General features: G+C 32.0%; 22 protein-coding genes. 12 read left to right on the top strand and 10 right to left on the bottom strand.

Annotated features, from left to right (window positions below; translation table 11 throughout):
* The 9 genes from V1468_RS08855 to V1468_RS08815 all read right to left on the bottom strand — a co-directional run bounded on the left by V1468_RS08855 (position 1) and on the right by V1468_RS08815 (position 8,522).
* Positions 1-537 carry a hypothetical protein gene (locus tag V1468_RS08855; RefSeq protein ID WP_331809878.1) on the bottom strand — a complete coding sequence of 179 codons (537 nt, stop codon included), beginning with the start codon at positions 535-537 and terminating at the stop codon, positions 1-3.
* Positions 538-576: 39 nt separating this feature from the next.
* Positions 577-1,323 (bottom strand): 3-oxoacyl-[acyl-carrier-protein] reductase, encoded by a 747-nt coding sequence (gene fabG / locus V1468_RS08850; RefSeq protein WP_331809877.1) that lies wholly within the window; start codon positions 1,321-1,323, stop codon positions 577-579.
* A 127-nt stretch (positions 1,324-1,450) separates the two neighbouring features.
* Complete coding sequence (sucD, locus tag V1468_RS08845; RefSeq protein WP_331809876.1) at positions 1,451-2,323, bottom strand: succinate--CoA ligase subunit alpha; 873 nt, start codon at positions 2,321-2,323, stop codon at positions 1,451-1,453.
* A gap of 97 nt (positions 2,324-2,420) precedes the next feature.
* Positions 2,421-3,356: a UDP-3-O-(3-hydroxymyristoyl)glucosamine N-acyltransferase gene (locus V1468_RS08840; RefSeq protein ID WP_331809875.1), complete on the bottom strand. Its 936-nt coding sequence runs from the start codon at positions 3,354-3,356 to the stop codon at positions 2,421-2,423.
* Entirely contained in the window at positions 3,357-3,923 is a 567-nt protein-coding gene (gene efp / locus V1468_RS08835) for an elongation factor P (RefSeq protein WP_331809874.1), read from the bottom strand.
* Positions 3,924-3,943: 20 nt separating this feature from the next.
* Entirely contained in the window at positions 3,944-4,729 is a 786-nt protein-coding gene (lpxA, locus tag V1468_RS08830) for an acyl-ACP--UDP-N-acetylglucosamine O-acyltransferase (RefSeq protein ID WP_278005118.1), read from the bottom strand.
* Positions 4,730-4,819: 90 nt separating this feature from the next.
* Entirely contained in the window at positions 4,820-6,226 is a 1,407-nt protein-coding gene (locus V1468_RS08825; protein WP_331809873.1) for a bifunctional UDP-3-O-[3-hydroxymyristoyl] N-acetylglucosamine deacetylase/3-hydroxyacyl-ACP dehydratase, read from the bottom strand.
* Positions 6,213-7,241 carry a UDP-3-O-(3-hydroxymyristoyl)glucosamine N-acyltransferase gene (gene lpxD / locus V1468_RS08820; protein ID WP_331809872.1) on the bottom strand — a complete coding sequence of 343 codons (1,029 nt, stop codon included), beginning with the start codon at positions 7,239-7,241 and terminating at the stop codon, positions 6,213-6,215. Before lpxD ends, V1468_RS08825 begins: the two co-directional genes overlap by 14 nt.
* A 51-nt stretch (positions 7,242-7,292) precedes the next feature.
* Positions 7,293-8,522 (bottom strand): HD domain-containing protein, encoded by a 1,230-nt coding sequence (locus V1468_RS08815; protein ID WP_331809871.1) that lies wholly within the window; start codon positions 8,520-8,522, stop codon positions 7,293-7,295.
* A 33-nt stretch (positions 8,523-8,555) separates the two neighbouring features.
* On the opposite strand from V1468_RS08815, the gene porX reads away from it, so the two are divergent.
* The 12 genes from porX (at position 8,556) to V1468_RS08755 (ending at position 21,674) form a co-directional block, all read left to right on the top strand.
* Entirely contained in the window at positions 8,556-10,109 is a 1,554-nt protein-coding gene (porX, locus tag V1468_RS08810; RefSeq protein WP_331809870.1) for a T9SS response regulator signal transducer PorX, read from the top strand.
* 97 nt (positions 10,110-10,206) lie between these two features.
* Positions 10,207-10,671: a tRNA (adenosine(37)-N6)-threonylcarbamoyltransferase complex ATPase subunit type 1 TsaE gene (gene tsaE, locus V1468_RS08805; protein WP_408647359.1), complete on the top strand. Its 465-nt coding sequence runs from the start codon at positions 10,207-10,209 to the stop codon at positions 10,669-10,671.
* A 242-nt stretch (positions 10,672-10,913) separates the two neighbouring features.
* Entirely contained in the window at positions 10,914-11,468 is a 555-nt protein-coding gene (locus V1468_RS08800; RefSeq protein WP_331809868.1) for a hypothetical protein, read from the top strand.
* A 108-nt stretch (positions 11,469-11,576) separates the two neighbouring features.
* The gene (locus V1468_RS08795) at positions 11,577-12,776 is read left to right on the top strand and encodes an alanine dehydrogenase (protein ID WP_331809867.1); all 1,200 of its coding nucleotides are present in this window, start codon (positions 11,577-11,579) and stop codon (positions 12,774-12,776) included.
* 13 nt (positions 12,777-12,789) lie between these two features.
* Complete coding sequence (locus tag V1468_RS08790) at positions 12,790-13,167, top strand: hypothetical protein (RefSeq protein ID WP_331809866.1); 378 nt, start codon at positions 12,790-12,792, stop codon at positions 13,165-13,167.
* Between the two features lie 81 nt (positions 13,168-13,248).
* Positions 13,249-14,271 (top strand): NAD-dependent epimerase, encoded by a 1,023-nt coding sequence (locus V1468_RS08785; RefSeq protein ID WP_331809865.1) that lies wholly within the window; start codon positions 13,249-13,251, stop codon positions 14,269-14,271.
* A gap of 160 nt (positions 14,272-14,431) precedes the next feature.
* Positions 14,432-15,811 carry a nucleotide sugar dehydrogenase gene (locus V1468_RS08780; protein ID WP_331809864.1) on the top strand — a complete coding sequence of 460 codons (1,380 nt, stop codon included), beginning with the start codon at positions 14,432-14,434 and terminating at the stop codon, positions 15,809-15,811.
* A 77-nt stretch (positions 15,812-15,888) separates the two neighbouring features.
* Positions 15,889-16,914, top strand: a complete 1,026-nt coding sequence (locus V1468_RS08775; protein WP_331809863.1) for an acyltransferase — start codon at positions 15,889-15,891, stop codon at positions 16,912-16,914.
* Positions 16,915-16,969: 55 nt separating this feature from the next.
* Positions 16,970-18,067 (top strand): glycosyltransferase family 4 protein, encoded by a 1,098-nt coding sequence (locus tag V1468_RS08770; RefSeq protein WP_331809862.1) that lies wholly within the window; start codon positions 16,970-16,972, stop codon positions 18,065-18,067.
* Complete coding sequence (locus tag V1468_RS08765; protein ID WP_331809861.1) at positions 18,068-19,045, top strand: hypothetical protein; 978 nt, start codon at positions 18,068-18,070, stop codon at positions 19,043-19,045.
* A 12-nt stretch (positions 19,046-19,057) separates the two neighbouring features.
* On the top strand, positions 19,058-20,491 hold the full coding sequence (locus V1468_RS08760; protein WP_331809857.1) for an MBOAT family O-acyltransferase: 1,434 nt from the start codon (positions 19,058-19,060) through the stop codon (positions 20,489-20,491).
* A gap of 55 nt (positions 20,492-20,546) precedes the next feature.
* Positions 20,547-21,674 (top strand): O-antigen ligase family protein, encoded by a 1,128-nt coding sequence (locus V1468_RS08755; protein ID WP_331809860.1) that lies wholly within the window; start codon positions 20,547-20,549, stop codon positions 21,672-21,674.
* Between the two features lie 56 nt (positions 21,675-21,730).
* Here the strand turns inward: V1468_RS08755 and V1468_RS08750 are convergent, their stop codons facing one another.
* Positions 21,731-25,438 (bottom strand): Ig-like domain-containing protein, encoded by a 3,708-nt coding sequence (locus V1468_RS08750; protein WP_331809859.1) that lies wholly within the window; start codon positions 25,436-25,438, stop codon positions 21,731-21,733.
* Positions 25,439-25,644: the final 206 nt, after the last annotated feature.

The following is a 25,644-nucleotide window of genomic DNA, read 5'->3' as shown; positions in this document are numbered from 1 at the left end:
TTATTGTTTCACGTTTATAATATCAAAAGAATCTTGAAAACGTTTAATACTTTCATTACCATCCTTATCCTCAGTGCAAATAACTTGGGTGATGAATATTATGTTTTCTACTAAATATGCCTTAATATATATAAAACCTCCAGTTATTTCAATTTTAACATCTCTGCTAGGATAACCATTGAATTTAACTTTATTATCATAAAGCAAAGTCCCTTGTACATTAGAAACCGCACCTTGAACTGCTCCATTAAGCACTTGATTATTGTATGACTCGTCAGCATTTTCAAACTGTGCCTCTGGATAATCTGAGCGAATTACGGAATATACAGCGTTGTCATCACCAGATGAAGGAGAATACATAACCATATGCATATCTAATTCACCTATAGCCGTCTGTATCTGCTGTACGGATTTTTCTGGTGTTCCTGGAAATTCAGCTATAAAAGTAAGTTCTTCAGATTTATATTTTTCCCAATTTTGAGCCGTTAATGTAGAAGCAAAAACAAACAAAAAGATGGACGTTATAAATAGTTTCATAGTATAAAATTTAATGGTTAATATCCTCTTGTTTAAAAATTAAGTTAGCATTCCTCCATCCACATTTAAAGTTTGACCTGTAACATACGCACTCATATCACTTGCAAGAAAAACACAAGCATTTGCAATATCTTCAGGAGTTCCGCCTCGTTTTAAAGGAATAGAAGCTCTCCAACCTTTAACTGTGTCTTCATCTAATTTTGCGGTCATTTCAGTCTCTATGAAACCTGGAGCAATTACATTACTTCTTATATTTCGGGAACCTAATTCTAAAGCAACAGACTTAGAAAAACCAATAATACCAGCTTTTGAAGCAGCGTAGTTTGTTTGACCTGCATTACCCTTTACTCCAACTACAGAACTCATGTTAATGATTGAACCTTTACGCTGCTTAAGCATAGTACGTTGAACAGCCTTAGTCATATTGAATACAGACTTAAGATTTACTTCAATAACTTTATCAAAATCCTCTTCACCCATTCGCATTAATAAGTTGTCCTTAGTAATACCTGCATTATTTACTAAAATGTCTATTGAACCAAACTCTGCGACAACATCATCTGCAAGTTTTTGCGCTTCATCAAAACTTGCAGCGTTACTTTGATAACCTTTTGCTTTTACGCCTTTACCATTAAGCTCTTTTTCTAGTTCATTAGCAGCTTCAACAGAAGAACTGTATGTGAATGCAACATTAGCACCATGGTCAGCGAAAATTTCAGCTATACCTTTACCTATACCTCTACTAGCACCTGTAATAATAGCTGTTTTACCTTCTAATAATTTCATTTTTAATATTGTTGATTAGTTATGTTTACTTTCTTGGATGTCATTCAAATATAATAATTACAAATTGCACCAAATAAAAAAACCTTACAAGATTTTGTAAGGTTTTTAACAGTTTGTAAGAAAGTTATTAGCCTAAAACTTCAGCTACTTTCTTACCTATTTCAGCAGGAGAATCTACAACGTGAATTCCACATTCTCTCATAATTTTCTTTTTTGCTTGCGCAGTATCATCACTACCACCCACTATAGCTCCAGCATGACCCATTGTACGTCCTGCAGGTGCCGTTTCACCAGCTATAAATCCTACGATAGGTTTTTTGCTTCCACTTGCTTTGTACCAATTAGCCGCATCAGCTTCTAACTGCCCTCCAATTTCACCAATCATTACAACAGCTTCTGTATCTGGATCGTTAATTAAAAGTTCAACAGCCTCTTTAGTAGTTGTTCCAATTATTGGATCACCACCAATACCAATTGCAGTTGTAATACCTAATCCTTGTTTTACAACTTGGTCTGCAGCTTCGTAAGTTAATGTACCAGATTTTGAAACGATACCAACCTTACCAGATTTAAATACAAATCCTGGCATAATACCAACTTTAGCTTCACCGGGAGTAATAACACCTGGACAGTTAGGACCAACTAACCTGCAGTCTTTGTCTTTAATATAATCTGCAGCTTTTACCATATCAGCTACAGGAATTCCTTCAGTAATCGTAATAATAACTTTGATTCCTGCATCAGCCGCTTCCATTATTGCATCAGCAGCAAATGCTGGTGGCACAAAAATAATAGTTGTATCTGCTCCTGCTTTTTCCACAGCTTCAGCAACTGTATTAAAAACTGGCTTTCCTAAGTGCTCTTGCCCACCTTTTCCTGGTGTTACACCACCAACTACATTTGTACCATACTCGATCATCTGACCAGCATGAAACGTACCTTCACTACCTGTAAAACCTTGAACAATGATGTTAGAATCTTTATTTACTAAAACGCTCATTTGATATTGTTATTTTTAAGTTTTTATAAATTTAGTTGGACAAAAATAAGTCTTTTGAAACGTATTTACGAGCCCTTTTTATTTTTTCTGTTGGGAATTATAAATCTTTTAATTTTTGAAGAATTTCGGGTATTTTTTTAATCGATGCAATCTCTTTGTATTTAGACCTAAAATCATCTGCAGGAATACCAAAATAATTTTTATGACCTTCTAAAGACTTGCTTACACCAGCTTTTGCAGAAATCACAGCCTTGGTACCAATAGTTACTCCGCTAGTAATACCTACTTGTCCCCAAATTGTAACTTCGTCTTCTACTACTGTACAACCAGCAATGCCTACATGAGAAGCAATTAAGCATTTTTTGCCAATCACAGTATCATGACCTATTTGAACTTGGTTATCAATTTTGGTCCCTTCTTTTATGGTTGTATCGCCAGTTACACCTTTATCTATGGTACAACCAGCACCTATATCAACATTATTTTCTATGACAACTCGACCGCCAGAAATTAAAGGGTCAAAACCTTCAGGCCTCTTTTTGTAATAAAATGCGCTTCCACCCAAAACTGTATTTGCATGTATGTTAACGTTATCACCAATGACGGTATCATCATATATACTTACATTAGAATGAATCACGCAGTTTTTTCCGATATACACATTATTTCCAACAAAGCAATTAGGTTGTAAAATTGTTCCTTCACCTATTTTAGCATCCTCAGCAATAGAAACATTAGATGATTTAAATGGCTTAAAATGAAGTGTTAACTTATTGAAATCTCTAAAAGGATCATCAGAAATTAATAACGCTTTACCTTCAGGACACTCTACCTCTTTATTGATTAAGACAATTGTAGCAGCAGACTGCAATGCTTTATCATAGTATTTAGGATGATCTACAAAAACGATATCTCCAGGTTCTACAACATGAATTTCATTCATTCCTAAAACAGGAAAATCATCAGAACCAACATAATCTGTATCGATTAAATTGGCAATTTCTTTTAGAGTGTGTGGCTTTGGAAATTTCATTTATTCCTTAACGCGTTCTTTGTATGTACCTTTTTCAGTTTCTACTTTAATTTTATCACCTTCATTAATAAACAAAGGGACATTAACTTCAGCACCAGTCTCAACTGTTGCAGGTTTAGTCGCATTAGTAGCAGTATTACCTTTTACTCCTGGCTCAGTATGGGTAACCTCTAAAATAACAGTTGCAGGCATATCTACTGACAACGGCATGTTATCCTCTGTATTAATTTGAATGGTTACTATCTCTCCTTCTTTTAATAAATCTGGTCTATCTAAAGCACCTTCGGTTAGTTGAATTTGAGTGTAATCTGCTTCGTTCATAAAATGATAGTATTCACCATCATTGTATAAATATTGAAACTTATGTGTCTCTACTCTTACATCATCAATTTTATGACCTGCAGAAAAAGTATTATCAATTACTTTTCCGGTAGTAACACTTTTTAGTTTTGTTCTTACAAATGCAGGACCTTTACCAGGTTTTACATGTAAAAATTCTATAATTTTATAAATATCGTGATTGTATCTAATACATAATCCGTTGCGAATATCTGATGTATTTGCCATTACTTAGTTTATTTTCTTTATTAATTTGATTTAAAATAGCCTTTCATAATTCCACGATGAGAATTCTTTATAAACTGAAGAATTTCATCACGTTCTGGTGTGGCTTCCATTTCTGCTTCAATAATTTCTGAAGCTTGTGTGTTATTATAATTTTTTTGATAGAGAATTCTGTAAACATCTTGAATCTCTCTAATTTTTTCGGTTGTAAATCCTCTTCTTCTTAATCCTACGGAATTGATGCCTACATAAGACAATGGCTCTCTTGCTGCCTTAACATAAGGAGGCACGTCTTTTCTTACCAAAGAACCACCTGTAACAAAAGCATGATTACCAACCGATGCAAACTGATGTACTGCAACCATACCTGCCAATACTACATTGTCTCCAATAGTAACATGGCCTGCTAACGTCGTGTTATTCGAAAAAATACAATAATTACCTACTATACAATCGTGTGCAATATGACTATAAGCCATGATTAAACAATTGTTGCCAATTACAGTTTTCATTTTATCTGAAGTACCTCTGTTAATGGTAACACACTCTCTAATGGTTACATTATCACCGATTTCTACAGTTGTGTCTTCGTCATTGTACTTTAAATCTTGAGGAATTGCAGAAATAACAGCACCAGGAAAAATATTACAATTTTTACCAATTCGGGCACCTTCCATGATAGTAACATTACTCCCAATCCATGTACCTTCACCGATTTTCACATTGTTGTGTATAGTTGTAAAAGGTTCTATTACTACATTCTTTGCAATTTTTGCACCAGGATGTACGTATGCTAAAGGTTGATTCATTTTCTGAATTTAATTTTTTATAAATAGGTGAAAATATGTTCGCCTATTAACATATTATGAACGATTTGAAATTATTATTCGCTCGGTTCATTACTTAACTTTTGTTATTTGCGCCATTAACTCGGCTTCTGCACAAAGCTTACCATTAGCATAAGCATAACCTTGCATGTGACATATACCACGTCTTATAGGTGTTATAAGTTCGCACTTAAATATTAGTGTGTCACCAGGAACTACTTTTTGTTTGAACTTTACATTATCCATTTTCATGAAAAACGTTAAATAGTTTTCAGGGTCTGGAACTGTGCTTAAAACTAATATACCACCTGTTTGAGCCATAGCTTCTACTATGAGTACTCCTGGCATAACTGGCGCTCCTGGAAAATGTCCTTTGAAAAATTCTTCATTCATAGTAACATTTTTCATACCAATTACATGGTTCTCTGTAAGCTCATAAACTTTATCCAATAATAGGAAAGGCTGTCTATGAGGTAACATGTTCATAATTTGATTTACATCCATCAATGGTGCAGAATTCAAATCTATTTGTGGAACATTATTACGTCTTTCGTTCTTTATAATTTTAGACATCTTTTTAGCAAACTGTGTGTTTACAAAGTGCCCTGGTTTATTTGCGATAACCTTACCTCGTATACGTGTTCCTATTAATGCTAAATCACCAACAACGTCTAATAGTTTGTGACGTGCAGCTTCATTAGGATGATGTAACGTTAAGTTATCTAAGATTCCGTTTGGTTTTACTGCAATACTCTCTTTATCAAAGGCTTTACGGAGTTTATCCATAGTTTCTTCAGATAATTCTTTATCTACATAAACTATTGCATTATTTAAATCACCTCCTTTAATTAAACCATGCTCTAATAACATTTCGAGCTCATGTAAAAAACTAAATGTTCTTGAATCTGAAATCTCATCTTTAAAATCTGATACAGAATTCATAGTAGCATTTTGAGTACCTAATACTTTAGTCCCAAAATCCACCATAGTTGTTATCTTATACGTATCTGACGGCATAAGAATAATCTCACTACCTGTAGATTCGTCTGCATAAGAAACTACATCTTTTACAACGTATTCTTCTCTAAAAGCATTTTGCTCTACAATACCAGCCTTTTCAATAGCTTCGACAAAAAACTTAGAAGATCCATCCATTATTGGTGGCTCTGATGCGTTTAATTCTATAACTGCATTATCTATATCTAAACCAACTAATGCCGCTAATACATGCTCACATGTTTGTATGGTTACACCATTTTTTTCTAAACATGTGCCACGTTGCGTATTGGTTACATAATTTGCATCAGCTTCAATCTTTGGGTTTCCTTCTAAATCTATACGCTCAAATAAATAACCAGAATTTTCAGCACCAGGTTTAAATACTAATGTTACATCAGCACCTGTATGAAGCCCTACTCCATGAAGTTTCACTTCTTTTTCAATGGTCTTCTGTCTTATTTCTGTTTTAATTATTGCCATCTACTTTTTTTTCAATTTCATTTATATTTTTTACAATCTTAGGTAAATTCTTAAAATACACATAAGATTTATTAAAGTCGCCATATGTTAATGCTGGAGATCCTTGCAAAACCTCATTATCTTTAACATGTCTACCAATACCCGATTGTGCTTGGATTTTCACATTATTTCCTATAGAAATATGCCCAACAATACCAACTTGTCCACCTATCTGGCAATTTTCGCCTATTTTGGTAGAACCAGCAACACCTGTTTGCGCTGCAATTACAGTATTTTTTCCTATTTCTACGTTGTGTGCTATTTGTATTTGATTGTCTAGCTTTACTCCTCTTCTAATAATTGTAGAACCTAGAGTAGCTCTATCTATTGTAGTACCCGCTCCTATATCAACAAAATCTTCTAGAATTACATTTCCGATTTGAGGCACTTTAGAATATTCACCTTTTTCATTTGGTGCAAAACCAAAACCATCTGCGCCTATAATAGCACCTGAATTGACAACACAATTATTTCCTATAACACAATCTGAGTAAACTTTACCTCCAGAAAAAATTATAGTATTATCACCTATTGTAACATTATCTCCTATATATGAGTTTGGAAATATCTTTACGTTTTTTCCTAGTTTTACATTATCACCTATATATGTAAATGCTCCTATGTATATATCCTCACCAATTTTTGCTGAATCTGATATAAAACTAGGTTGTTCTACACCTGATTTATTGAGTTTTATTTGGTTATAATACTCTAAGAGTTTTGTAAATGCTCCATAAGCATCATCTACTTTAATAAGTGTTGTGGTTAAGTCTTCCTCTGGCTCAAAATCTGAATTAACTATTGTAATAGATGATTTTGTGGTATATATATAAGACTTATATTTAGGATTAGCCAAAAAGGTTAAAGACCCTTCTGTTCCCTCTTCTATTTTAGCAAGTTTAGAAACTTCAATATTTGGATCACCAACGACTGTACCTTCTAAAATACCTGCTATTTGTTCTGCTGTAAACTTCAATTATTTGATTTTATGATCATAGTTGGTTTCCGCAAAAATAGAAAAAATGTATCACATTTTCTTTTTAGGATAACACATATAGTATTTGGTAACAGGTTTACTGAGTGCTTTTAGGTTGAGTTGATCCGATGCTTTTACAATATCTTTTATTTTACCAGACTTTAATTGAATGTTAATATGCTGTTTTTTACTCTGATATGCCACATTGGTTATTTCACCACTAAAGACAAAATAATCTGCTTCTTCTTTAGAAATACTGTATTTATTCATCAATACTTTATGATGCGTTTCTAAATCTGAAATTTTAATCGGCTTATTCTTAATTTTTATTTTTAATAAATCTCTATCAAGAATCATTTGACAAAGATTACTAAGCACAAAATCTGTATGATTTCTCCATAATTTCATGGCAGCAACAATATCATAATCATCAAGTTTTGCAAATATTGCCAAAGTATCATTATCAAAACTTCTAAAATTAACTTCGGATGTTAAAAAGAAATTTAAAGGTTCGCTGCAATTTAATCGCTCTCCTTGCTGAACCAATTCTTTTGCTCTTTTTAAGATTCTAGTTAGTAATTGTTCTGCTGCTATTCCTGTTTTATGTAAATATACTTGCCAATACATAAAACGTCTTGCGACCAAAAACTTTTCGACACTATAAATACCTTTCTCCTCTACAACCAACTCATCATTAACCACATTAAGCATTGTAATTAAACGTTCGCTGTTAATATTACCTTCAGCAACACCTGTGTAAAAACTATCTCGCTTCAGGTAATCTGCTCTATCCATGTCTAGCTGACTAGATATAAGCTGACACATAAACTTACGTGGATACTCTTTTTTGAAAATTGCAATCGCTAACGTTAAACTTCCGTTAAACTCTTCATTGAGTTTTTCCATAAATTGAAGCGAAATTTCTTCGTGAGAAATATCATTTACAATACTATGTTCCATCGCATGAGAAAAAGGACCATGTCCAATATCATGCAATAAAATTGCAATTAGTAATCCACTTTCTTCTTCATTAGAAATCGAAACTCCCTTAAAACGAAGGACATTGATAGCTTTTTGCATTAAATGCATACTTCCCAATGCATGATGGAAACGCGTATGATGTGCGCCTGGATATACTAAATAAGATAATCCCATTTGCGTAATTCTACGTAGTCTCTGAAAGTATTTATGCTGAATAAGGTCGAAAATTAACGAATTAGGAATCGTAATAAATCCGTAAATTGGATCGTTAAATATTTTGAGTTTATTATTAGACTTCAAATTGAAAATTCATTAATTAGAAAACAAATATACATGAACAACATAAATATTCTTTGGGTAGACGACGAAATTGATTTATTAAAGCCACATATTCTCTTTTTAGAACAAAAACAATATAAGGTAACTAAATGTCAAAGCGGTACAGAAGCTTTAGAGATTATTAATGATACCAATTTTGATATCGTTTTTTTAGATGAAAATATGCCTGGCCTCACTGGTCTAGAAACATTAAACGAAATTAAAGAGCGTCGTCCTAATCTTCCTGTGGTAATGATTACAAAAAGTGAAGAAGAATATATTATGGAAGAAGCTATTGGAAGTAAAATAGCCGATTATCTTATAAAACCAGTTAATCCAAATCAAATTCTATTAAGCTTAAAAAAGAATTTAGATCATTCGCGCTTAGTATCTGAAAAAACAACATCCAATTATCAACAGGAGTTTAGAAAAATTGCTATGGATTTGTCTATGGTTAATTCTTATGAAGAATGGGCTGATTTATACCAAAAACTCATTTACTGGGAGCTTCAACTCGAAGATATTGAAGATGTTGGAATGACAGATATTCTTGAATCTCAAAAAACAGAAGCAAATTTACAATTCGGAAAGTTTATTGAGAAAAATTACGAAGACTGGTTTCAACCCAATTCTGATGCTCCTATAATGTCTCACACGCTATTTAAGGAAAAGGTTGTGCCTGAATTAAGCGATAAACAACCTACAATTATGGTTGTGATAGATAATCTGCGTTATGATCAGTGGAAAGCTTTTGAACCTATTGTAAATAACTACTACAAGAAAGCATCTGAATTGTCATTTTATAGTATTTTACCGACAGCAACGCAATACGCCAGAAATGCTATATTCTCAGGATTAATGCCTGCTGATATGGAAAAATTATTTCCTAAGTATTGGAAAAACGATACAGATGAAGGTGGTAAAAATTTGCACGAAGATGATTTTTTGAGAGAACAATTAAAGCGATTAGGTTTAAACCATATTAAATACGAGTACCATAAAATCACTAACTTAAAATCTGGCAAAAAACTCGTAGACAACTTCAAGAGTCTAAAAAACAACGATTTAAGTGTTATTGTATACAATTTTGTTGATATGCTTTCCCACTCTAAAACCGAGATGGAAGTTGTTAAAGAATTAGCTTCTAATGATAAAGCATATAGATCTTTGACGCAGAGCTGGTTTAAAAACTCTCCTTTATTAGAAATGATTCAACTTTCTCAACAACTAGGTTTTAAATTAATTTTAACCACAGATCATGGAACTATAAATGTAAAAGCACCATCTAAAGTTATTGGAGACAGAGATACAAGTCTTAATTTAAGGTATAAAACAGGTCGTAGTCTTACCTATCAAGATAAAGATGTATTGGCTATCAAAAATCCAAAGTCTGTTCATTTACCTTCATTAACTATGAGTAGCTCATTTATATTTGCTAAAGGAGACTTATTCTTAGCTTATCCAAACAACTATAATCACTATGTAAGTTATTACAGAAACACCTATCAACATGGTGGCGTTTCATTAGAAGAAATGATAATTCCATTTGTGGTTTTGGACCCTAAATAAATCCGTAAAAAGCATAAAAATCCGACGAAATACACTTTTTACTAGGATTTTCAATATTTAATTACTAACATTGTATCATAATTAGTAATAGGTGAGTGTGCATAATATTGAATTAACATACCATTTAAATGAAATTAACGCAACAGCTTTAAAAGTGCTTAATCTTTTAGAGTCTAAAGTGATTTTGTTTAACGGAGAGATGGGTGCCGGAAAAACAACATTAATTAATGCTTTGTTAAAAGCAATGAAAAGTGATGATGTTGCAACCAGCCCTACATTTTCTATTGTTAATGAGTATAAGTTACCAAATGACAAAATTTATCATTTTGATTTCTATAGAATAGAATCTATTGAAGAAGCTTATAACTTTGGAGTAGAAGATTACTTATACAGTAATCATTGGTTATTTATTGAATGGCCAGATCGTATAGAAGAATTATTACCAGAAAACACCCAAACTATTACCATTACTAAGATAGACAATAACAAAAGATCCCTCAAATTAACCATAAACAATAAACTTTTAACCGAAAATAAAGCTATGACAGAACCGAAATTCTAACCAAATTTCAACTTACATCCTACCGAAGAATAATGTGATTACGGAAAAACCGTAAACACAATCTTATAATTTGATGGATTTTAACATTAATTGATTTTTACAGGGAATACTATCACTCTAAATTTGTAATAAATTAATTAATTAAATCCCTTAAATTATGAAAGCTAAAAAACTAGTACTAGCAATTGCAATCTTCGGCGGAGTGTTATTCACTGCTCAAGCAACTAACATTATCGACTTAGATGGACAAACAACAACAAAAGTTGACAAAAGAAAAATCAAAATCCCTACACACGGATAAGAAAACCTATAGTCGTAAGATTATTACTGGGAGTATCATTGCTACAATAATAGCTGGTACTCCTTTTTTATTTTATTTATATGAGTATGTACCTGAAGAACCTAGTTGGGATACAATTTTTGGCACATACACAAGCCTAGAATATGAAAGTGTTAAAACTGGTATATGGGTCTTAATGACTAAAGTTATCCCATTATTACTTTCTTTAATTTGGTTCTTTACCTGTCGCCATTGGTGGTATCATGTTCTAATCATTCCAATTGTAATGTTTTCATTTCAATGTATTGGTGCTTTAAATGATGACATTAGATTTATGGATGAATTCCATATAATCTATTTACTACCAATAATGGCTATCGTTTTTCCTTCAATTTATCTTATAAGAGCTAAAATGTTTGATCAAATAAACGATGCAGACAAAACCATGGAGGAGCTCGAGGAAGAGTTTATGATTAAACCAAAAACATTTTGGGGTAAGGTGAAGCAGTATTTTTAGCTTATATTTTATTCATTAAAATTTAATTTGTAATTTAAAAGTTAGATAAATTAGTAATGCAAGATTGTGTTTTATTATCTTGCAATAACTAAGTCAATTACTAACTTAATGAGTAAATCGTTATCACCATTTACTAAAGCTCAATTACTCCCACAAGAAGAGACTTTAGAAATTTTTAAGCAAAAAGGGGAATTATTTATTGGTATTCCTAAAGAAACCCATTTTCAAGAAAGTAGAGTTTGTCTTACACCAGATGCAGTTTCTGCGTTAACAGCTAATGGTCATCGTGTTCTATTTGAGTCTGGAGCTGGCGAAGGTGCCAATTTTAAAGACAAAGATTATAGTGATGCTGGTGCAGAAGTTACCAAAGATACCGCAAAGGTATACTCCTGCCCTATGGTACTAAAAGTTGAACCACCATCATTAGATGAGATATCACTTATTAATCCACAAACTATATTAATTTCGGCATTACAAATAAAAACGCAAAGTAAAGCCTATTTTGAAGCATTAGCTAAAAAACGAATTACCGCTCTAGCTTTTGAATATATTAAAGATGAAGATGGTGCTTATCCTGCAGTTCGCTCTCTTAGTGAAATAGCAGGCACAGCATCTATATTAATTGCTTCAGAGTTGCTTTCTAACGTTAATGGTGGTAACGGATTAATGATGGGTAATATTAATGGAGTACCACCAACAGAAGTTCTTATACTTGGAGCAGGAACTGTTGGTGAGTTTGCAGCCAGATCTGCTATTGGACTTGGTGCTAATATTAAAATATTTGATAGTTCTATAACTAAACTGCGTTGTATTCAGAATAATCTGGGTAGATCCGTATATACATCTACCATGCAACCAAAAAACTTACTTAAAGCATTAAAAAGATGTGATGTTGCTATTGGTGCTGTTAGAGGAAGTAATCGCGCACCAGTAGTTGTAACTGAGACTATGGTAGAGCACATGAAACCAGGTTCGGTAATCATCGACGTTAGTATAGACATGGGAGGTTGTTTTGAAACTAGTGAAGTTACTACACACGACCATCCTACTTTTGAATATAATGGAGTTATACACTATTGTGTTCCAAATATTCCCGCAAGATATTCCAGGACTGCTTCTGTATCTATTAGCAATATTTTCACACCTTATCTTCTGGAAATTGGTGAACATGGAGGTTTAGAAAATGCCTTGCGTTTTGATAGAGGATTAAAAAATGGATTGTATTTTTACCACGGTATCTTAACTAACAAATCTGTTGCTGAATGGTTTGGGTTAGATTATAATGATGTCAACTTATTAATTTTCTAATTAAGTAAAATACATGAAATTCACTCAACGTTTAGCCTATTATCTAGGCGGCTTCTCAATAGGTCTAATTATATTAATGTTTTTTCTAAATGGTAAAGATGCCTCTTGTGATTATGGCCCTAACGCAAGAACAGTAAAAAATATAAGCTCAAAGACTATTAATTACTCTAATGAGGTTTCAAATTTTGTAATTAATAATTCCATTGATTCATCAACGGTTATAAACCTTATTAAATATGGAAATGTAGATTTTTCGAAGAGTAACACTAAACTAGATTCTTGTAAGATTTATCATATAGATAATTTATATAAAGATAAAGACATCCTTCTGCGTATTGAAAATTGTGATTCTATAGCTAAAATATTAGCTATGAGTTACATTAACGAATAAAATTATAGTTTCATAGTATAAATATCCAATCTAAATATTTAATTGTAATATTTGGATTCTAAACTTAAATCTACCAAAAAAATGAAAATACTTGTAACTGGTGCTGCAGGATTCATTGGCTTTTTCACATCAAAAGTACTACTAGAAAAAGGACATGAAGTTGTAGGCCTAGACAATATTAATGACTATTACGATGTTAACCTTAAATTTTCAAGATTAGGGGAATTAGGGATTAACAAAAGGGACGCTGAAAACTTCAATAATTTATGTAAAAGTACAAATGACAACTTTTCATTTGTAAGAATGAATCTTGAAGACCGAGAAGCATTACCAAAACTTTTTGAACAAGAAAAATTTGATGTTGTTTGTAACCTTGCTGCGCAAGCAGGCGTTAGATACAGCCTTGAAAACCCAGAAACATATATAGACTCTAACTTAGTTGGATTTTTGAATATTCTTGAGTGTTGTAGACATAACAATATTAAACATTTAGTATACGCAAGTAGTTCTAGTGTTTATGGTTTAAATGAAAAGATTCCTTTTTCTACAGATGATAATGTAGACCATCCTATCAGCTTGTATGCTGCTACAAAGAAGAGCAATGAATTAATGGCGCATACATACAGTCACTTATTCAATATACCAACTACTGGTTTACGATTTTTTACCGTTTACGGCCCATGGGGACGACCTGATATGGCCATGTTTTTATTTACAGATGCCATTGTAAATGACAGACCTATTAAAGTCTTTAATCATGGTAAAATGGAGCGGGACTTTACTTATATTGATGATATTGTTGAAGGTGTTGTTCGTATTTGTGAGAAGTCAACACAAGAGCGATTAGATACAAAAGCACTATATAAAGTTTACAATATTGGAAATAATAACTCTGTTAAACTTTTAGACTTTATCAAAGAAATAGAGTTTAATCTTGGTAAAGAAGCAGATAAGAATATGATGCCAATACAACCAGGTGATGTAGAAAAAACTTGGGCAGATGTAGACCAACTCATAAAAGACTATGATTATAGACCTAATACCTCTATAAAAGAAGGAGTTAAGTCGTTTGTAAACTGGTATAAGTCATATTATAGCAAATAATATTAATGACTTATAACAATATTATAAACACTTCTATATACATTGAATGAAGTTTATCGTAAAAACTAGTCGTTGATATATTAATTTGCAGATAATTAAATAATTCCCACACTTTTGTTAAGCTAAATAAATTAACCCGAGTCAAACACATAAATTTAAAATGAAAATTTCAAAAATTTGCTGTATTGGAGCTGGATATGTAGGTGGACCTACAATGGCTGTAATCGCTAAAATGAATCCAAACATTCAAGTTACTATCGTAGACATTAATGAAGAAAGAATTGCTGCATGGAATGATGAAGATGTTTCAAAATTACCAATATATGAGCCTGGATTAGCCGAAATAGTTGCAGAAACCAGAGGAAAAAATTTATTCTTTTCAACAGAAATAAATAAAGCCATTGATGAGTCTGAAATGATATTCATTTCAGTTAATACTCCAACCAAAACTTATGGTAAAGGAAAAGGAATGGCAGCAGACTTAAAATATGTAGAACTTTGTGCCAGAAACATTGCAGATGTAGCTAAAACAGATAAGATAGTAGTTGAGAAATCTACGCTTCCTGTTAGGACAGCTCAGGCCATAAAAAGTATTTTACACAATACAGGAAGTGATGTAAAGTTTGATATTTTATCAAATCCTGAGTTTTTAGCTGAAGGTACTGCTATTCAAGATTTATTAAATCCTGATAGAGTTTTAATTGGTGGTGAGTCAGAAGAAGCTATTGAGGCTTTAGCAAATATTTATGGTAGTTGGGTACCTCAAGATCAAATTTTAAGGACTAATGTATGGTCTTCTGAGTTATCTAAATTAACTGCAAACGCGTTTTTAGCACAACGTATCTCTTCAATTAATGCTATTTCTGAACTTTGTGAAAGAACAGAAGCTGATGTAAGCGAAGTAGCAAGAGCTATTGGAATGGATTCTAGAATTGGTTCTAAATTCTTAAACGCTTCTATTGGTTTTGGTGGATCTTGTTTTCAGAAAGACATATTAAACCTAGTGTACATCGCTAGAAGCTACGGGTTAAATGAAGTTGCTGACTACTGGGAACAAGTAATTATACTTAATGATCATCAAAAAAGAAGATTTTCTGATAATTTAATCAGTACATTATATAATACTGTATCTGGTAAGAAAATTGCTATGCTTGGTTGGGCATTTAAGAAGGATACAAATGACACAAGAGAGTCTGCAGCAATCTATGTAGCTGATCATTTATTAAGTGAGCAAGCTAATATTGCAGTGTATGACCCAAAAGTACCAAGTAAAAAAGTTTACGGTGATTTAGATTACTTACAAACACGTACTGAAAAAGAGAATAAAGATTTAGTAGAAACTTTTGACGATCCTTATGATGCTGTAAAAGATTCACATGCTATTGCTATAATGACAGAATGGGATGAGTTTAAAACTTACGATTGGAAAAAGATTTTTAATCTAATGAAAAAGCCAGCTTTTATTTTTGATGGTAGAAACATACTTAACAAAGATGAAATGGCTAATATAGGATTTGAATATTCTTCTATTGGAAAGTAAATAATACATCTATATTGAAATAAATACAAAAAATAAGGTTAGTTCTATTACTAACCTCTAAACTACTATTCTCTGATTTGAAAAAAGATTTGAACCATATGGACGTTTTAAGAGCTGTTGGAATATCTTTAGTTGTCCTACGACATTCTTTTTCACCTTACAGAGGTAGCTGGGATGTTAGCAAGTTTTATGACTATAGTCTTACTGTTGATTATATAGGAAGCTATATATCAACAATTTCTATGCCTTTGTTTGTATTTATTTCTGGTTATATCTATTATTTTCTTAAGGCCTATTTGGGTAAATATTCAAATTATAAAATTTTATTCAAAAAAAAGTCTAGAAGATTAATAGTCCCTTATATCATACTTGCGCCTATTTATATTTACTTTTTTTTAGATTTCGAATCATTGAAAACATTTTTGGCGCACCTCTGGACTGACAGTGGTCATTTATGGTTTTTATTAATGATGTACATAATGTTCCTCTTGTATTACAAATTTGAGAATTTCTTAATAAACAATAATATTATTATAGGGATTCTTATAGGAGCTTTTCTGTACATAATATCTACGCCTTTAATAGCATATAATTTTCAGCCTATCGGCAGAGTTAGTAGATATTTCATATTCTTTCTTTTAGGAAATTATTTTAGTAAAAACTCTTTAACTATTTTAAAATTACTCAAAGGCAAAGTTTTTTATATCTTTTCAATTCATTTGCTATTATTTAGCACATACTTTTATTTAAGTAATGTTTTGGAAAACAAATATTTACTAATAGCCAATAAACAAATGCTATTAATTTTAAGTTTGCTAGCGTTGTGTTTTGTTTATGGATTTTTAGATTTTTTTGTTCAAAAATATCGAGGTTTTCTTTCAAAAATTAATCCTAGCATAAGGTTAATAAATAATACAAGTTATTACATATATCTAATTCATCAACCAATATTGAAGGTATATTTTACATTTCTTTTTGTACAGAAATTTTCACCAATTATAGGGATACCATTAGCATTTATAGTATCTATTAGTATATCAATATTTCTAGCAAAAATTATATTAAAAAGTAAAGCAGGAAGAGAATTGATAGGCTCTAAATAGGTACTTTTAATTAAGTTATTAAAAATTCTCAATAGAAATAATTCTACAGAGATTTATGACAAATAAAAAAAAGAAAATAGCGTTTGTTATCGGAGCTTTAACACCAGGAGGAGCTGAGAGAGTCATATCTACCCTAAGTAATGGATTGGTAAAAGACTTTGATGTTGCAATAATTACATTTAAAAAATCAAATCCCTTTTATAGACTAGATGAAAGAGTTAAGGTTATCTCTTGTTTTGAACAAATTAATAAACCTACCTCGATATTTGGGTCTATAAAACTAAACTATACCATCTTTAAAAAGGTTAGTTCAGTTGTAAAAAATGAACAAATAGATCTACTGATAGGCTTTATAACTTCAGCCAATATAATTGCCACTTTAGCTGCTCTAAAAAATGATATTCCAAGTTTAATTAGTGAAAGAAATGACCCTTTAAAAAAAGATATTCCTCGTTTTTGGGTAATGTTAAGAAAATTTGTTTACCCTAAATCAGATAGTTTAATAGTACAGACGGAAAAAGTAAAAACTATATATTCTAATATGCTCAGGCATAAAAACATAGTGGTTTTACCTAACCCTATTTCTTCAGATCTATCTGAGCTAAGAAAAAATGAAATAAAACGAGAAAAAATAATCCTAACTGTTGGTAGACTTAATAACGATAAAAGACAAGATAAATTAATTAGAGCTATTTATTCACTTAATCTAGAAGATTGGAAAGTTATAATTATAGGAAAAGGCCCAAATAAAAAGAAGTTAAATAATCTTATTAAAAATCTTAATTTGTCAAATAAAATAGAAATTTTATCTGATATTAAGAACATTCATGATTATTATTTGAGAGCCTCAATATTTGTTTTCACTTCAAAAGCTGAGGGTTTTCCTAATGCTCTATTAGAGGCCATGCATTTTGGTTTACCATGCATCTCTACTGACTGTAACTATGGTCCTTCTGATTTAATTACAAACGGGAAAGACGGATTTTTAGTCCCCGTAAACAATCAGGATATTTTAGTTCAAAAAATTGATGAGCTCATTAAGGATGACGACTTAAAAAAGAGTTTTGAAAAAAATGCTATTGAGACATCTTTAAATTACACAAGCAAAAAAGTGACAGAAAAATGGAAGACTATAATTAACCAACATCTCTAAATGAAAAAATTTCTGAAACATATTACCTACGGTCTATTATTCTTTGTGCTTATAAACCTTTTGATATTATTAATATACGAATACCCTGCCTATAAAGCTATAAAAAACAAAACCCATAAAAACTATTTGAAATGGAACAGTATTCATACCAATAAAAATACTTATGAATTGATAGTTCTAGGATCTAGTAGATGCTACACAGGATTTAATCCTAAGATTATTGACACAGAGTTAGATATACAGTCCTTCAATATGGGGACTTCTGCTCAAGATATTGCAGAATCATATTACGCTCTGCGAGAGATATTAGATTATCAAAAACCTAAGTACATCGTACTTGGAACTTTTCTTAATTTATCAGATAATAATCATGATTATTATCAAATTTTCTCAAATGCTTCTTTTTTTAATTCCACACAGAATAAATTTGATTTGATTACGAAAGGTTATGGTAGTAAGGGAATAGCCAATTACTTAGTACCATTAATGAAGTTTAACAATTACATAAAGCAAGACTTAATATCTGTTTTTTCAAATAAACCTAAGGTCAAAAGAAAACAAGAAAAAGACTGGTATAAAGGTTACCTAAAAGAAAAATCCATTATAACTCAAACAGAAATCAACAACTTAAAACCTACCCCAAACTTTAGTAATACTGACTTTAACAAAGAACGTTTCAAAAATTTTTTTAACAAGATATACCATCTTACTAAAACTAAAAAAATTAAACTAATAGTGCTAAGAACACCTTATCCTCCTTCCCGACTTAAAATAAGTGATAATAATGATGAGGAAAATTTTTATAAAAAATATATGAGGAGTTATAAAGATGTTGCTTACTATGATTTAAATCATTACAAAACAAGTTTATTCAAATATAAGGATGAAGATTTTTCAGATTATCATCATGCAAATATAGAAGGCGCAAATAAAATGAGCCAACAGCTTGTTGATATTATAAAATACCAATTAAAATAATTAAAGATAACCATGCTTTTCAATTCACTAGAATTTTTCATTTTTTTGCCAATTGTCTTTACTTTGTATTGGCTTATTGGTAATAATCGCATAAAGCAACAAAACTTACTGATTGCCGTTGCGAGCTATGTATTCTACGGCTGGTGGGATTGGCGGTTTTTATTTTTAATACTATTTAGCTCTTTGGTAGATTATACCATTGGCCTAAAGCTCAATTCAGAAGATAAACAATCCAAGCGCAAGGTGTTTTTATGGGTTAGCATTTGTGTTAACCTTGGCTTTTTAGGATTCTTTAAGTATTATAACTTCTTTGTGGATAGCTTAGTTGAATCATTTACGTTTTTTGGTGGACAACTGAGTATTAACACGCTTAATATAATACTTCCGGTCGGAATTAGTTTTTATACATTTCAAACCTTAAGTTACACTATTGATGTATACAATAAAAAATTGGAGCCTACTAAAGATTTCTTAGGATTCATGGCTTTTGTCAGTTTCTTTCCCCAGTTAGTTGCCGGGCCAATTGAGAGAGCCACTAACCTACTACCTCAATTTCATAAAAAAAGACAATTTGTGTATGAACATGCCGTAGATGGATTGCGCCAAGTACTTTGGGGGTTGTTCAAAAAAGTCGTTATTGCAGATAATTGCGCGGTTTATGCCAATACAATTTTTAACAATCAAGATGACTATTCAGGAAGCACACTTTTAATAGGTGCCTTTTTCTTTGCTTTTCAAATCTATGGTGATTTCTCTGGTTATTCAGATATTGCTATTGGTATTTCTCGTTTGTTTGGATTTAACCTTAAGCGAAATTTTGCATTTCCTTATTTTTCGAGAGATATCGCTGAGTTTTGGAGGCGTTGGCACATATCACTATCAACTTGGTTTAGGGACTACCTATACATCCCTTTGGGAGGCAGTAGAGGAGGTATTAAAATGAAGATAAGAAACACCTTCATTATTTTTATTGTTAGTGGATTTTGGCATGGTGCCAATTGGACCTTTGTTGTTTGGGGAGCGTTGAATGCTCTTTATTTTTTACCATTACTTTTATTAAATAAAAATAGAGTTAATACCAATTTAGTCGCTGAAGGAAAATATTTTCCTTCGTTCAGAGAATTATTCCAGATGACAACAACTTTTTTTATAACCCTTATCGCTTGGATATTTTTTAGAGCAGACAATGTGACCAATGCATTTATATATATAAAAAACATGTTTACAGCTAACCTATTTACCAAACCTGAGATTTTACCTATGACCATCTTAGGACTGCTAATCTTCTTCTTAGCTATTGAATGGTTAGGAAGATCTGGTGAGTATGCAATCCAAAAAGTAGACTTTTTGAAAAAACCTATTCGATGGAGCTTCTACTTTTTTCTGGTAATCCTAATATTTAGCTTTACCGGTGAACAACAAGAGTTTATTTATTTTCAATTTTAAAATTGATTTTAATAATTTTAAACTTTCAATTTAAAAAAAAAAAACTAACTATTAAATGAAATTACTAAAGTATGTTACTTTCAGTTTAGTATTATTGAATATCCCGTCAGTAGTATTATTTAGTTTTGGTCCAGCTTTAGGTAGTTTATTAAGTTATTTAACAATTCTTTTTCTTGCAATTTATTATTTTTTTGAAAAAAAAACACGTCCTAATTGGTGGTTGATAATTATTTCAATATTGTTCTTTATGATTGGTGGGTTCCAATTTATTGGGTTGACATCAGGGTTTATATTCGACACCATAAAGTATTTTATATATCTTATTAGTGCTTACGAATTAGTAAAGAATACCAGCATAGCAGAATTTAATATATTTTTTTTAATTGGTGCTCTTACTATTCCATTAGAAGCTCTTTTTTTAACGAGTGATTATGGTAGATACGCAGGGTTTTACATTAACCCTAATGTTGCTGGTTTTATTTGTATCACAGGCTATGCTACTACGTACGGGTTAAAAAACGTAACAGCAAAGCTTATTGGTCAGTTTTTGTTTACGCTGGCTGGATTGTTAACCTTTTCAAGAACTTTTATAGTAATTTGGCTATTAATCAACGTTATTTCTCTAAAAATAAGTATAAAAAATATCAGAATATTTGGTCTAGGGTTTTTAATTATTGGAACACTTTTTTTTATTGATGAAGTTGTAGGTCTCAACAACCCTAGATTCGAACAATTAAAAAGTATAGTAAATAATGAAGGCGTAGATACTGAGGAGATAAATGAAGATTCAAGAGCCGACACTTGGGCAAGATTTTATGATAAGATACTAGAATCCCCAATAATTGGAAATGGTTATGGTTCTTTTTCTGGAAAAGAAGGTCATGGTTTAGGTGTACATAATTCTTATCTTATGGTACTTGGTGAAGCTGGTATTTTACCATTTATTTTATTTGTGTTATATATTGGATATCTTCTAGTCATGAGTATTTTCTATTTTAATAAAAAACCTAATTTGATAATGCAGTCAATTGCGTTATCACTCTTTTTGTTGGCTAATCATAACTTTTTTACATTTTATTATGTATCCTTTGCTGCAATGTGGATTCAATACCAAATTGAGGTAGCTAAAAATGATATTAAAACCGATAAAATTGAAGAAGAAAACACTCTGGCTATTGGATAAAAAAAGTAGACAAGTTTTAAACTTATCTACTTTTTAATATTGCTTGTTGACTTATTTTATTTTACAATTAGTCTTTTGTACAAATCTCTTTTTATATCGACTAATTTAACCAAATATATACCAGGTCTTAAACTACTGACATCTACTCTAGTTGTAGAAGAGACACTTAAACTTTCATTTTCAACTTTTCGTTGATATATAAGCTTTCCTGTTAAATCATAAATATAAAAACTTGTTAATTGATCACTTCCTGAAAGTTTTATATCTACGTATTCATTGGCTGGATTAGGAAATACCGAAAACTCAAACTCTAAGGGCGCGCCATCAACAGGGTCATCAATAGGATCATCAATTACCCCAACGTCATTACAGTTGGTATCAACAAATACAGTTACAGTATCTTCATCAAAATCAAGTGCATTGAATACTGTGACAGTATATTCTGTTGTCTCTGCTGGAGATACTTGAATAGATTGTGTTGTTTCACCTGTACTCCAAACATATTCATCTCCTCCGCTCGCTACCAAAGTTACTACATCACCTAAGCAAATCTCTTGGTCTTCACCAGCATCTGCCTCTACTTCTGGTATAACATTAACAGTTACTTGCTTTTCATCGTAACAATCACCTATATAACCTCTTACTTCATATGTTGTAGTTTGAGAAGGGCTAACAGCGATATTTGGTTGTGTAGCTCCATTATTCCATTCATAGGTGTTTGCGCCCGATGCTGATAATGTAACAAAATCACCACTCATTATATCAACACTTTCTCCATTTAATATTACAACATCTGGATTAGGGTTTACAAAGACAGTAACATCATCTGTATCTTCTTGTATACCTGAAGTAACTGTTACACTATAAGTTGTTGTAGATAATGGACTAACAATAATACTTTGAGTCGTAGCACCTGTACTCCACAAATAACTATCTCCAGGACTTGCTGTTAAAACAACATCATAACTATCATCTTCACAAACATTCTCATCTTGACCAGCAGACACAATTAATACCTCTTCAACCGTTACCGTTACCTGAGCTTGTGATGAGCATGTTTCTGTTGTACCGATAACAAAATATGTTGTTGTTGTATTTGGATTCACAGTAATTGTATCTCCAGTTTCACCTGTGCTCCATTCGTATGTGGATGCACCAGAAACATTCAACTGAACAGTTTCACCTTCAATAATTGTTAAATCTTCGGTTATTGTTAATATCGGTAATTCATTAACCGTTACAGTCACCGTATCTGAATCTGAATTTCCAAAATTATCCTCAGCTGTTACTGTATAGGTTGTCGTCGTGGCAGGACTTACTGTTATTTGAGACGAAGTCTCACCTGTACTCCAAGTATAACTTACACCACCTGAAGCTGTTAATACAACTTCTTCTCCATTACATATTACCACATCTTCTCCAGCATCTACTACAAGTTCTGGTATTACAGTTACTGTAACTTGTGCAGTCGCTTCGCAATTTCCGTTACTAGAAGTAACAGTATAAGTTGTTGTTTCTATTGGGCTTACTTCTATAGAAGGTGTTGTTTCTCCTGTACTCCATATATAATTGTCACCGCCTGTAGCAGTAAGTGTTGTTGTCTCACCATTCATAATAGTAACGTTATCACTAATAGTTATCTCAGGTATAGTATTAACAAACACTGTTACATCATCAGTACTTGAACAACCATTAGTCGTTACTTCTACTGTATAAACTGTGCTAGAGGTTGGTGAAACAGAAATAGATGCTGTGGTTTCGCCATTACTCCAAAGATAATCATTACCACCACTTGCTGTAAGTGTTACTATTTCCCCCAAACAAATTGTTTGATTATCACCAGCCTCGGCATTTGGTAATTCGTTGACTGTTACAGTTACACTGTCGTCATCGCTATTTCCAAAATCGTCAAATGCTGTAACGGTGTAGGTAGTTGTAACAGTTGGAGCAACTTCAATTGAATCTGTAGTTTCACCATTACTCCATAAATAAGTTGTTCCACCAGATGCTAAGAGCACAACGGACTCCCCTTGGCAAATAGTTTGGTCTAGTCCTGCGTTCGCCTCGAACGCTTCTGGCAAAACCGTTATAACAGATGAATCAGAAAATCCACCATCATTAGTGATGAATGTAATGGTAACTTCGCCTTCTGAAACAGGAGTAACGACACCATTTTCATCCACAGTAGCTATAGTTTCATCACTACTTGACCATACACCCGATTGATCAGTGGCATCACTGGGTGTTACTGTCACTGATAGTGTAACCGTTTCTGAAGTTAAAATCTCAGCAGTGTCTGGTGTTATATTTACACCTGTTATGTTAACAACAGGAATTGGAGCTGTATTATCTACTTGATTTAAATATTCTTCTAACCAAGTATAGCCACTTGGAGCAATATCATTATGATCTTGACCACTAGGAACATTGGCACTAAACCACACTTCTGGTATATGAGGATTCGATTGGTAGAAATTATTTTCTCTATTTATTGAAATAATTTCAGGAACCGTATAATTTGTTGTAGTTAAAAATGTAGTATGAATGTTTTGATTTACATTATTCAACCATTCTTGGTCTAGGACATCTAAATTGTCACTTATGCTTCCGTCTTCATTTAATCTCGCATTACAACCTACATTCTCTCTCACATCAACCAAAGCTTCATCAGCAGTCGTAATTGTTACAGTATTTCCTAACAATGGGTGTTGAGTATTTGAAAAATACTGAGATTCTAACTGATCACCTTTGTTTCTTGTTCCCAAAGGTGTATTTGTTCCGTCAATAAAATGCTTCCAGGAAAGCGTATTGTCGGCATTCATTTCTGTTAACGAATATGTAAGTGGATTTGATGGACTTTGCCCTACTATCTTATTACCATAAGTATAAATATTTGGGTAACCCGTTTCATAGCTAAACATATGTAATCTATCATCAATCATACCTCTTTCTCCAAAATCATAATAATTTCCAATATGATTCAAATTTTGATTTTCACCATTAACTCTAACAAGCCTACTTCCTACACCCCAAACTATATTGTTTATTACTTCAATATTTGCGTTTACACCTGAAGCATTTGGAAATCTATGACTCGTATTATAAAATAAGTTTTTGTTAAAACTGATATTACCTGTTGTTGCACCACCTGTTTGCCCACCTACGATAGAACCTTTAGAATTTTCACCAAATAAACAACGTTGTACAGTTAGATTATCAACAGTTTTATTACTTTGTGTCTCATACCAACTTGCAGCTTCATCATCGCCAAATGAAAAAGAACAATGATCCCAAATCTGGTTGGTAACATCTCCTCTAACAGTTACACTATCATCTCCTCCATCTATACCACCTTTAAATCGTATATATCTTACAATAAGATTGTCTACTCCCGAAACAAAAACTCTTTCACCATCAATCGTTATTCCACCTTCGGGTGCTGTTTGTCCGGCAACGGTAAGATTATCTGTAAAACCTAAAGTAGAAGTTATATTTATAACACCACTTATATCAAAAACAATGGTACCACCTCCAGCGTTATCTGCATCAATAACCGCTTGTCGTAAGCTACCTGCACCACTGTTATTTAAATTAGTAACATGATAAACACCAAGTCCTCTGCCTCCTGTCGTATATGAACCAGCTCCATTAGCCGAAGGAAAGGCTAATTGTTGACTGTATAAATTGGTTAGAGAAAGTGTAATTATTAGTAAAAATATTGCATAAGGTTTTTTGCAATTAAGTAGGTTTTCTAAGGGTTTCATTTTCATTCTTCTATTAATCAATTATTTGGGGTATAACAATATTAACTATTTAAAATCTATCACAAAGTCTAAATACACTAAAATTCGATTAAAGTCTTTTTTTTGTAAGAAAATACTATTATTTTTTCATTTTATCTATAAAACTCAAATAAATACGTTTAAAAACACTAAAATAGATTACATATATATTTTTTTTAACAATACAT

The sequence above is a fragment of the Winogradskyella poriferorum genome, from assembly GCF_036553625.1.
Classification (GTDB): Bacteria; Bacteroidota; Bacteroidia; order Flavobacteriales; family Flavobacteriaceae; genus Winogradskyella; species Winogradskyella poriferorum.
This window is presented reverse-complemented; position numbering and strand designations above follow the sequence as displayed.

What these genes read in the sequence shown, in the direction of transcription:
- efp (WP_331809874.1), bottom strand. Translation starts at nt 3,923, where the DNA reads ATGGCAAATACATCAGATATTCGCAACGGATTATGTATTAGATACAAT.
- V1468_RS08785 (WP_331809865.1), top strand. Translation starts at nt 13,249, where the DNA reads ATGAAAATACTTGTAACTGGTGCTGCAGGATTCATTGGCTTTTTCACA.
- V1468_RS08765 (WP_331809861.1), top strand. Translation starts at nt 18,068, where the DNA reads ATGAAAAAATTTCTGAAACATATTACCTACGGTCTATTATTCTTTGTG.
- V1468_RS08795 (WP_331809867.1), top strand. Translation starts at nt 11,577, where the DNA reads ATGAGTAAATCGTTATCACCATTTACTAAAGCTCAATTACTCCCACAA.
- V1468_RS08790 (WP_331809866.1), top strand. Translation starts at nt 12,790, where the DNA reads ATGAAATTCACTCAACGTTTAGCCTATTATCTAGGCGGCTTCTCAATA.
- lpxA (WP_278005118.1), bottom strand. Translation starts at nt 4,729, where the DNA reads ATGAATCAACCTTTAGCATACGTACATCCTGGTGCAAAAATTGCAAAG.
- V1468_RS08825 (WP_331809873.1), bottom strand. Translation starts at nt 6,226, where the DNA reads ATGGCAATAATTAAAACAGAAATAAGACAGAAGACCATTGAAAAAGAA.
- V1468_RS08780 (WP_331809864.1), top strand. Translation starts at nt 14,432, where the DNA reads ATGAAAATTTCAAAAATTTGCTGTATTGGAGCTGGATATGTAGGTGGA.
- sucD (WP_331809876.1), bottom strand. Translation starts at nt 2,323, where the DNA reads ATGAGCGTTTTAGTAAATAAAGATTCTAACATCATTGTTCAAGGTTTT.
- V1468_RS08750 (WP_331809859.1), bottom strand. Translation starts at nt 25,438, where the DNA reads ATGAAACCCTTAGAAAACCTACTTAATTGCAAAAAACCTTATGCAATA.
- V1468_RS08840 (WP_331809875.1), bottom strand. Translation starts at nt 3,356, where the DNA reads ATGAAATTTCCAAAGCCACACACTCTAAAAGAAATTGCCAATTTAATC.
- V1468_RS08755 (WP_331809860.1), top strand. Translation starts at nt 20,547, where the DNA reads ATGAAATTACTAAAGTATGTTACTTTCAGTTTAGTATTATTGAATATC.
- V1468_RS08800 (WP_331809868.1), top strand. Translation starts at nt 10,914, where the DNA reads ATGGACAAACAACAACAAAAGTTGACAAAAGAAAAATCAAAATCCCTA.
- V1468_RS08770 (WP_331809862.1), top strand. Translation starts at nt 16,970, where the DNA reads ATGACAAATAAAAAAAAGAAAATAGCGTTTGTTATCGGAGCTTTAACA.
- porX (WP_331809870.1), top strand. Translation starts at nt 8,556, where the DNA reads ATGAACAACATAAATATTCTTTGGGTAGACGACGAAATTGATTTATTA.
- fabG (WP_331809877.1), bottom strand. Translation starts at nt 1,323, where the DNA reads ATGAAATTATTAGAAGGTAAAACAGCTATTATTACAGGTGCTAGTAGA.
- V1468_RS08760 (WP_331809857.1), top strand. Translation starts at nt 19,058, where the DNA reads ATGCTTTTCAATTCACTAGAATTTTTCATTTTTTTGCCAATTGTCTTT.
- V1468_RS08855 (WP_331809878.1), bottom strand. Translation starts at nt 537, where the DNA reads ATGAAACTATTTATAACGTCCATCTTTTTGTTTGTTTTTGCTTCTACA.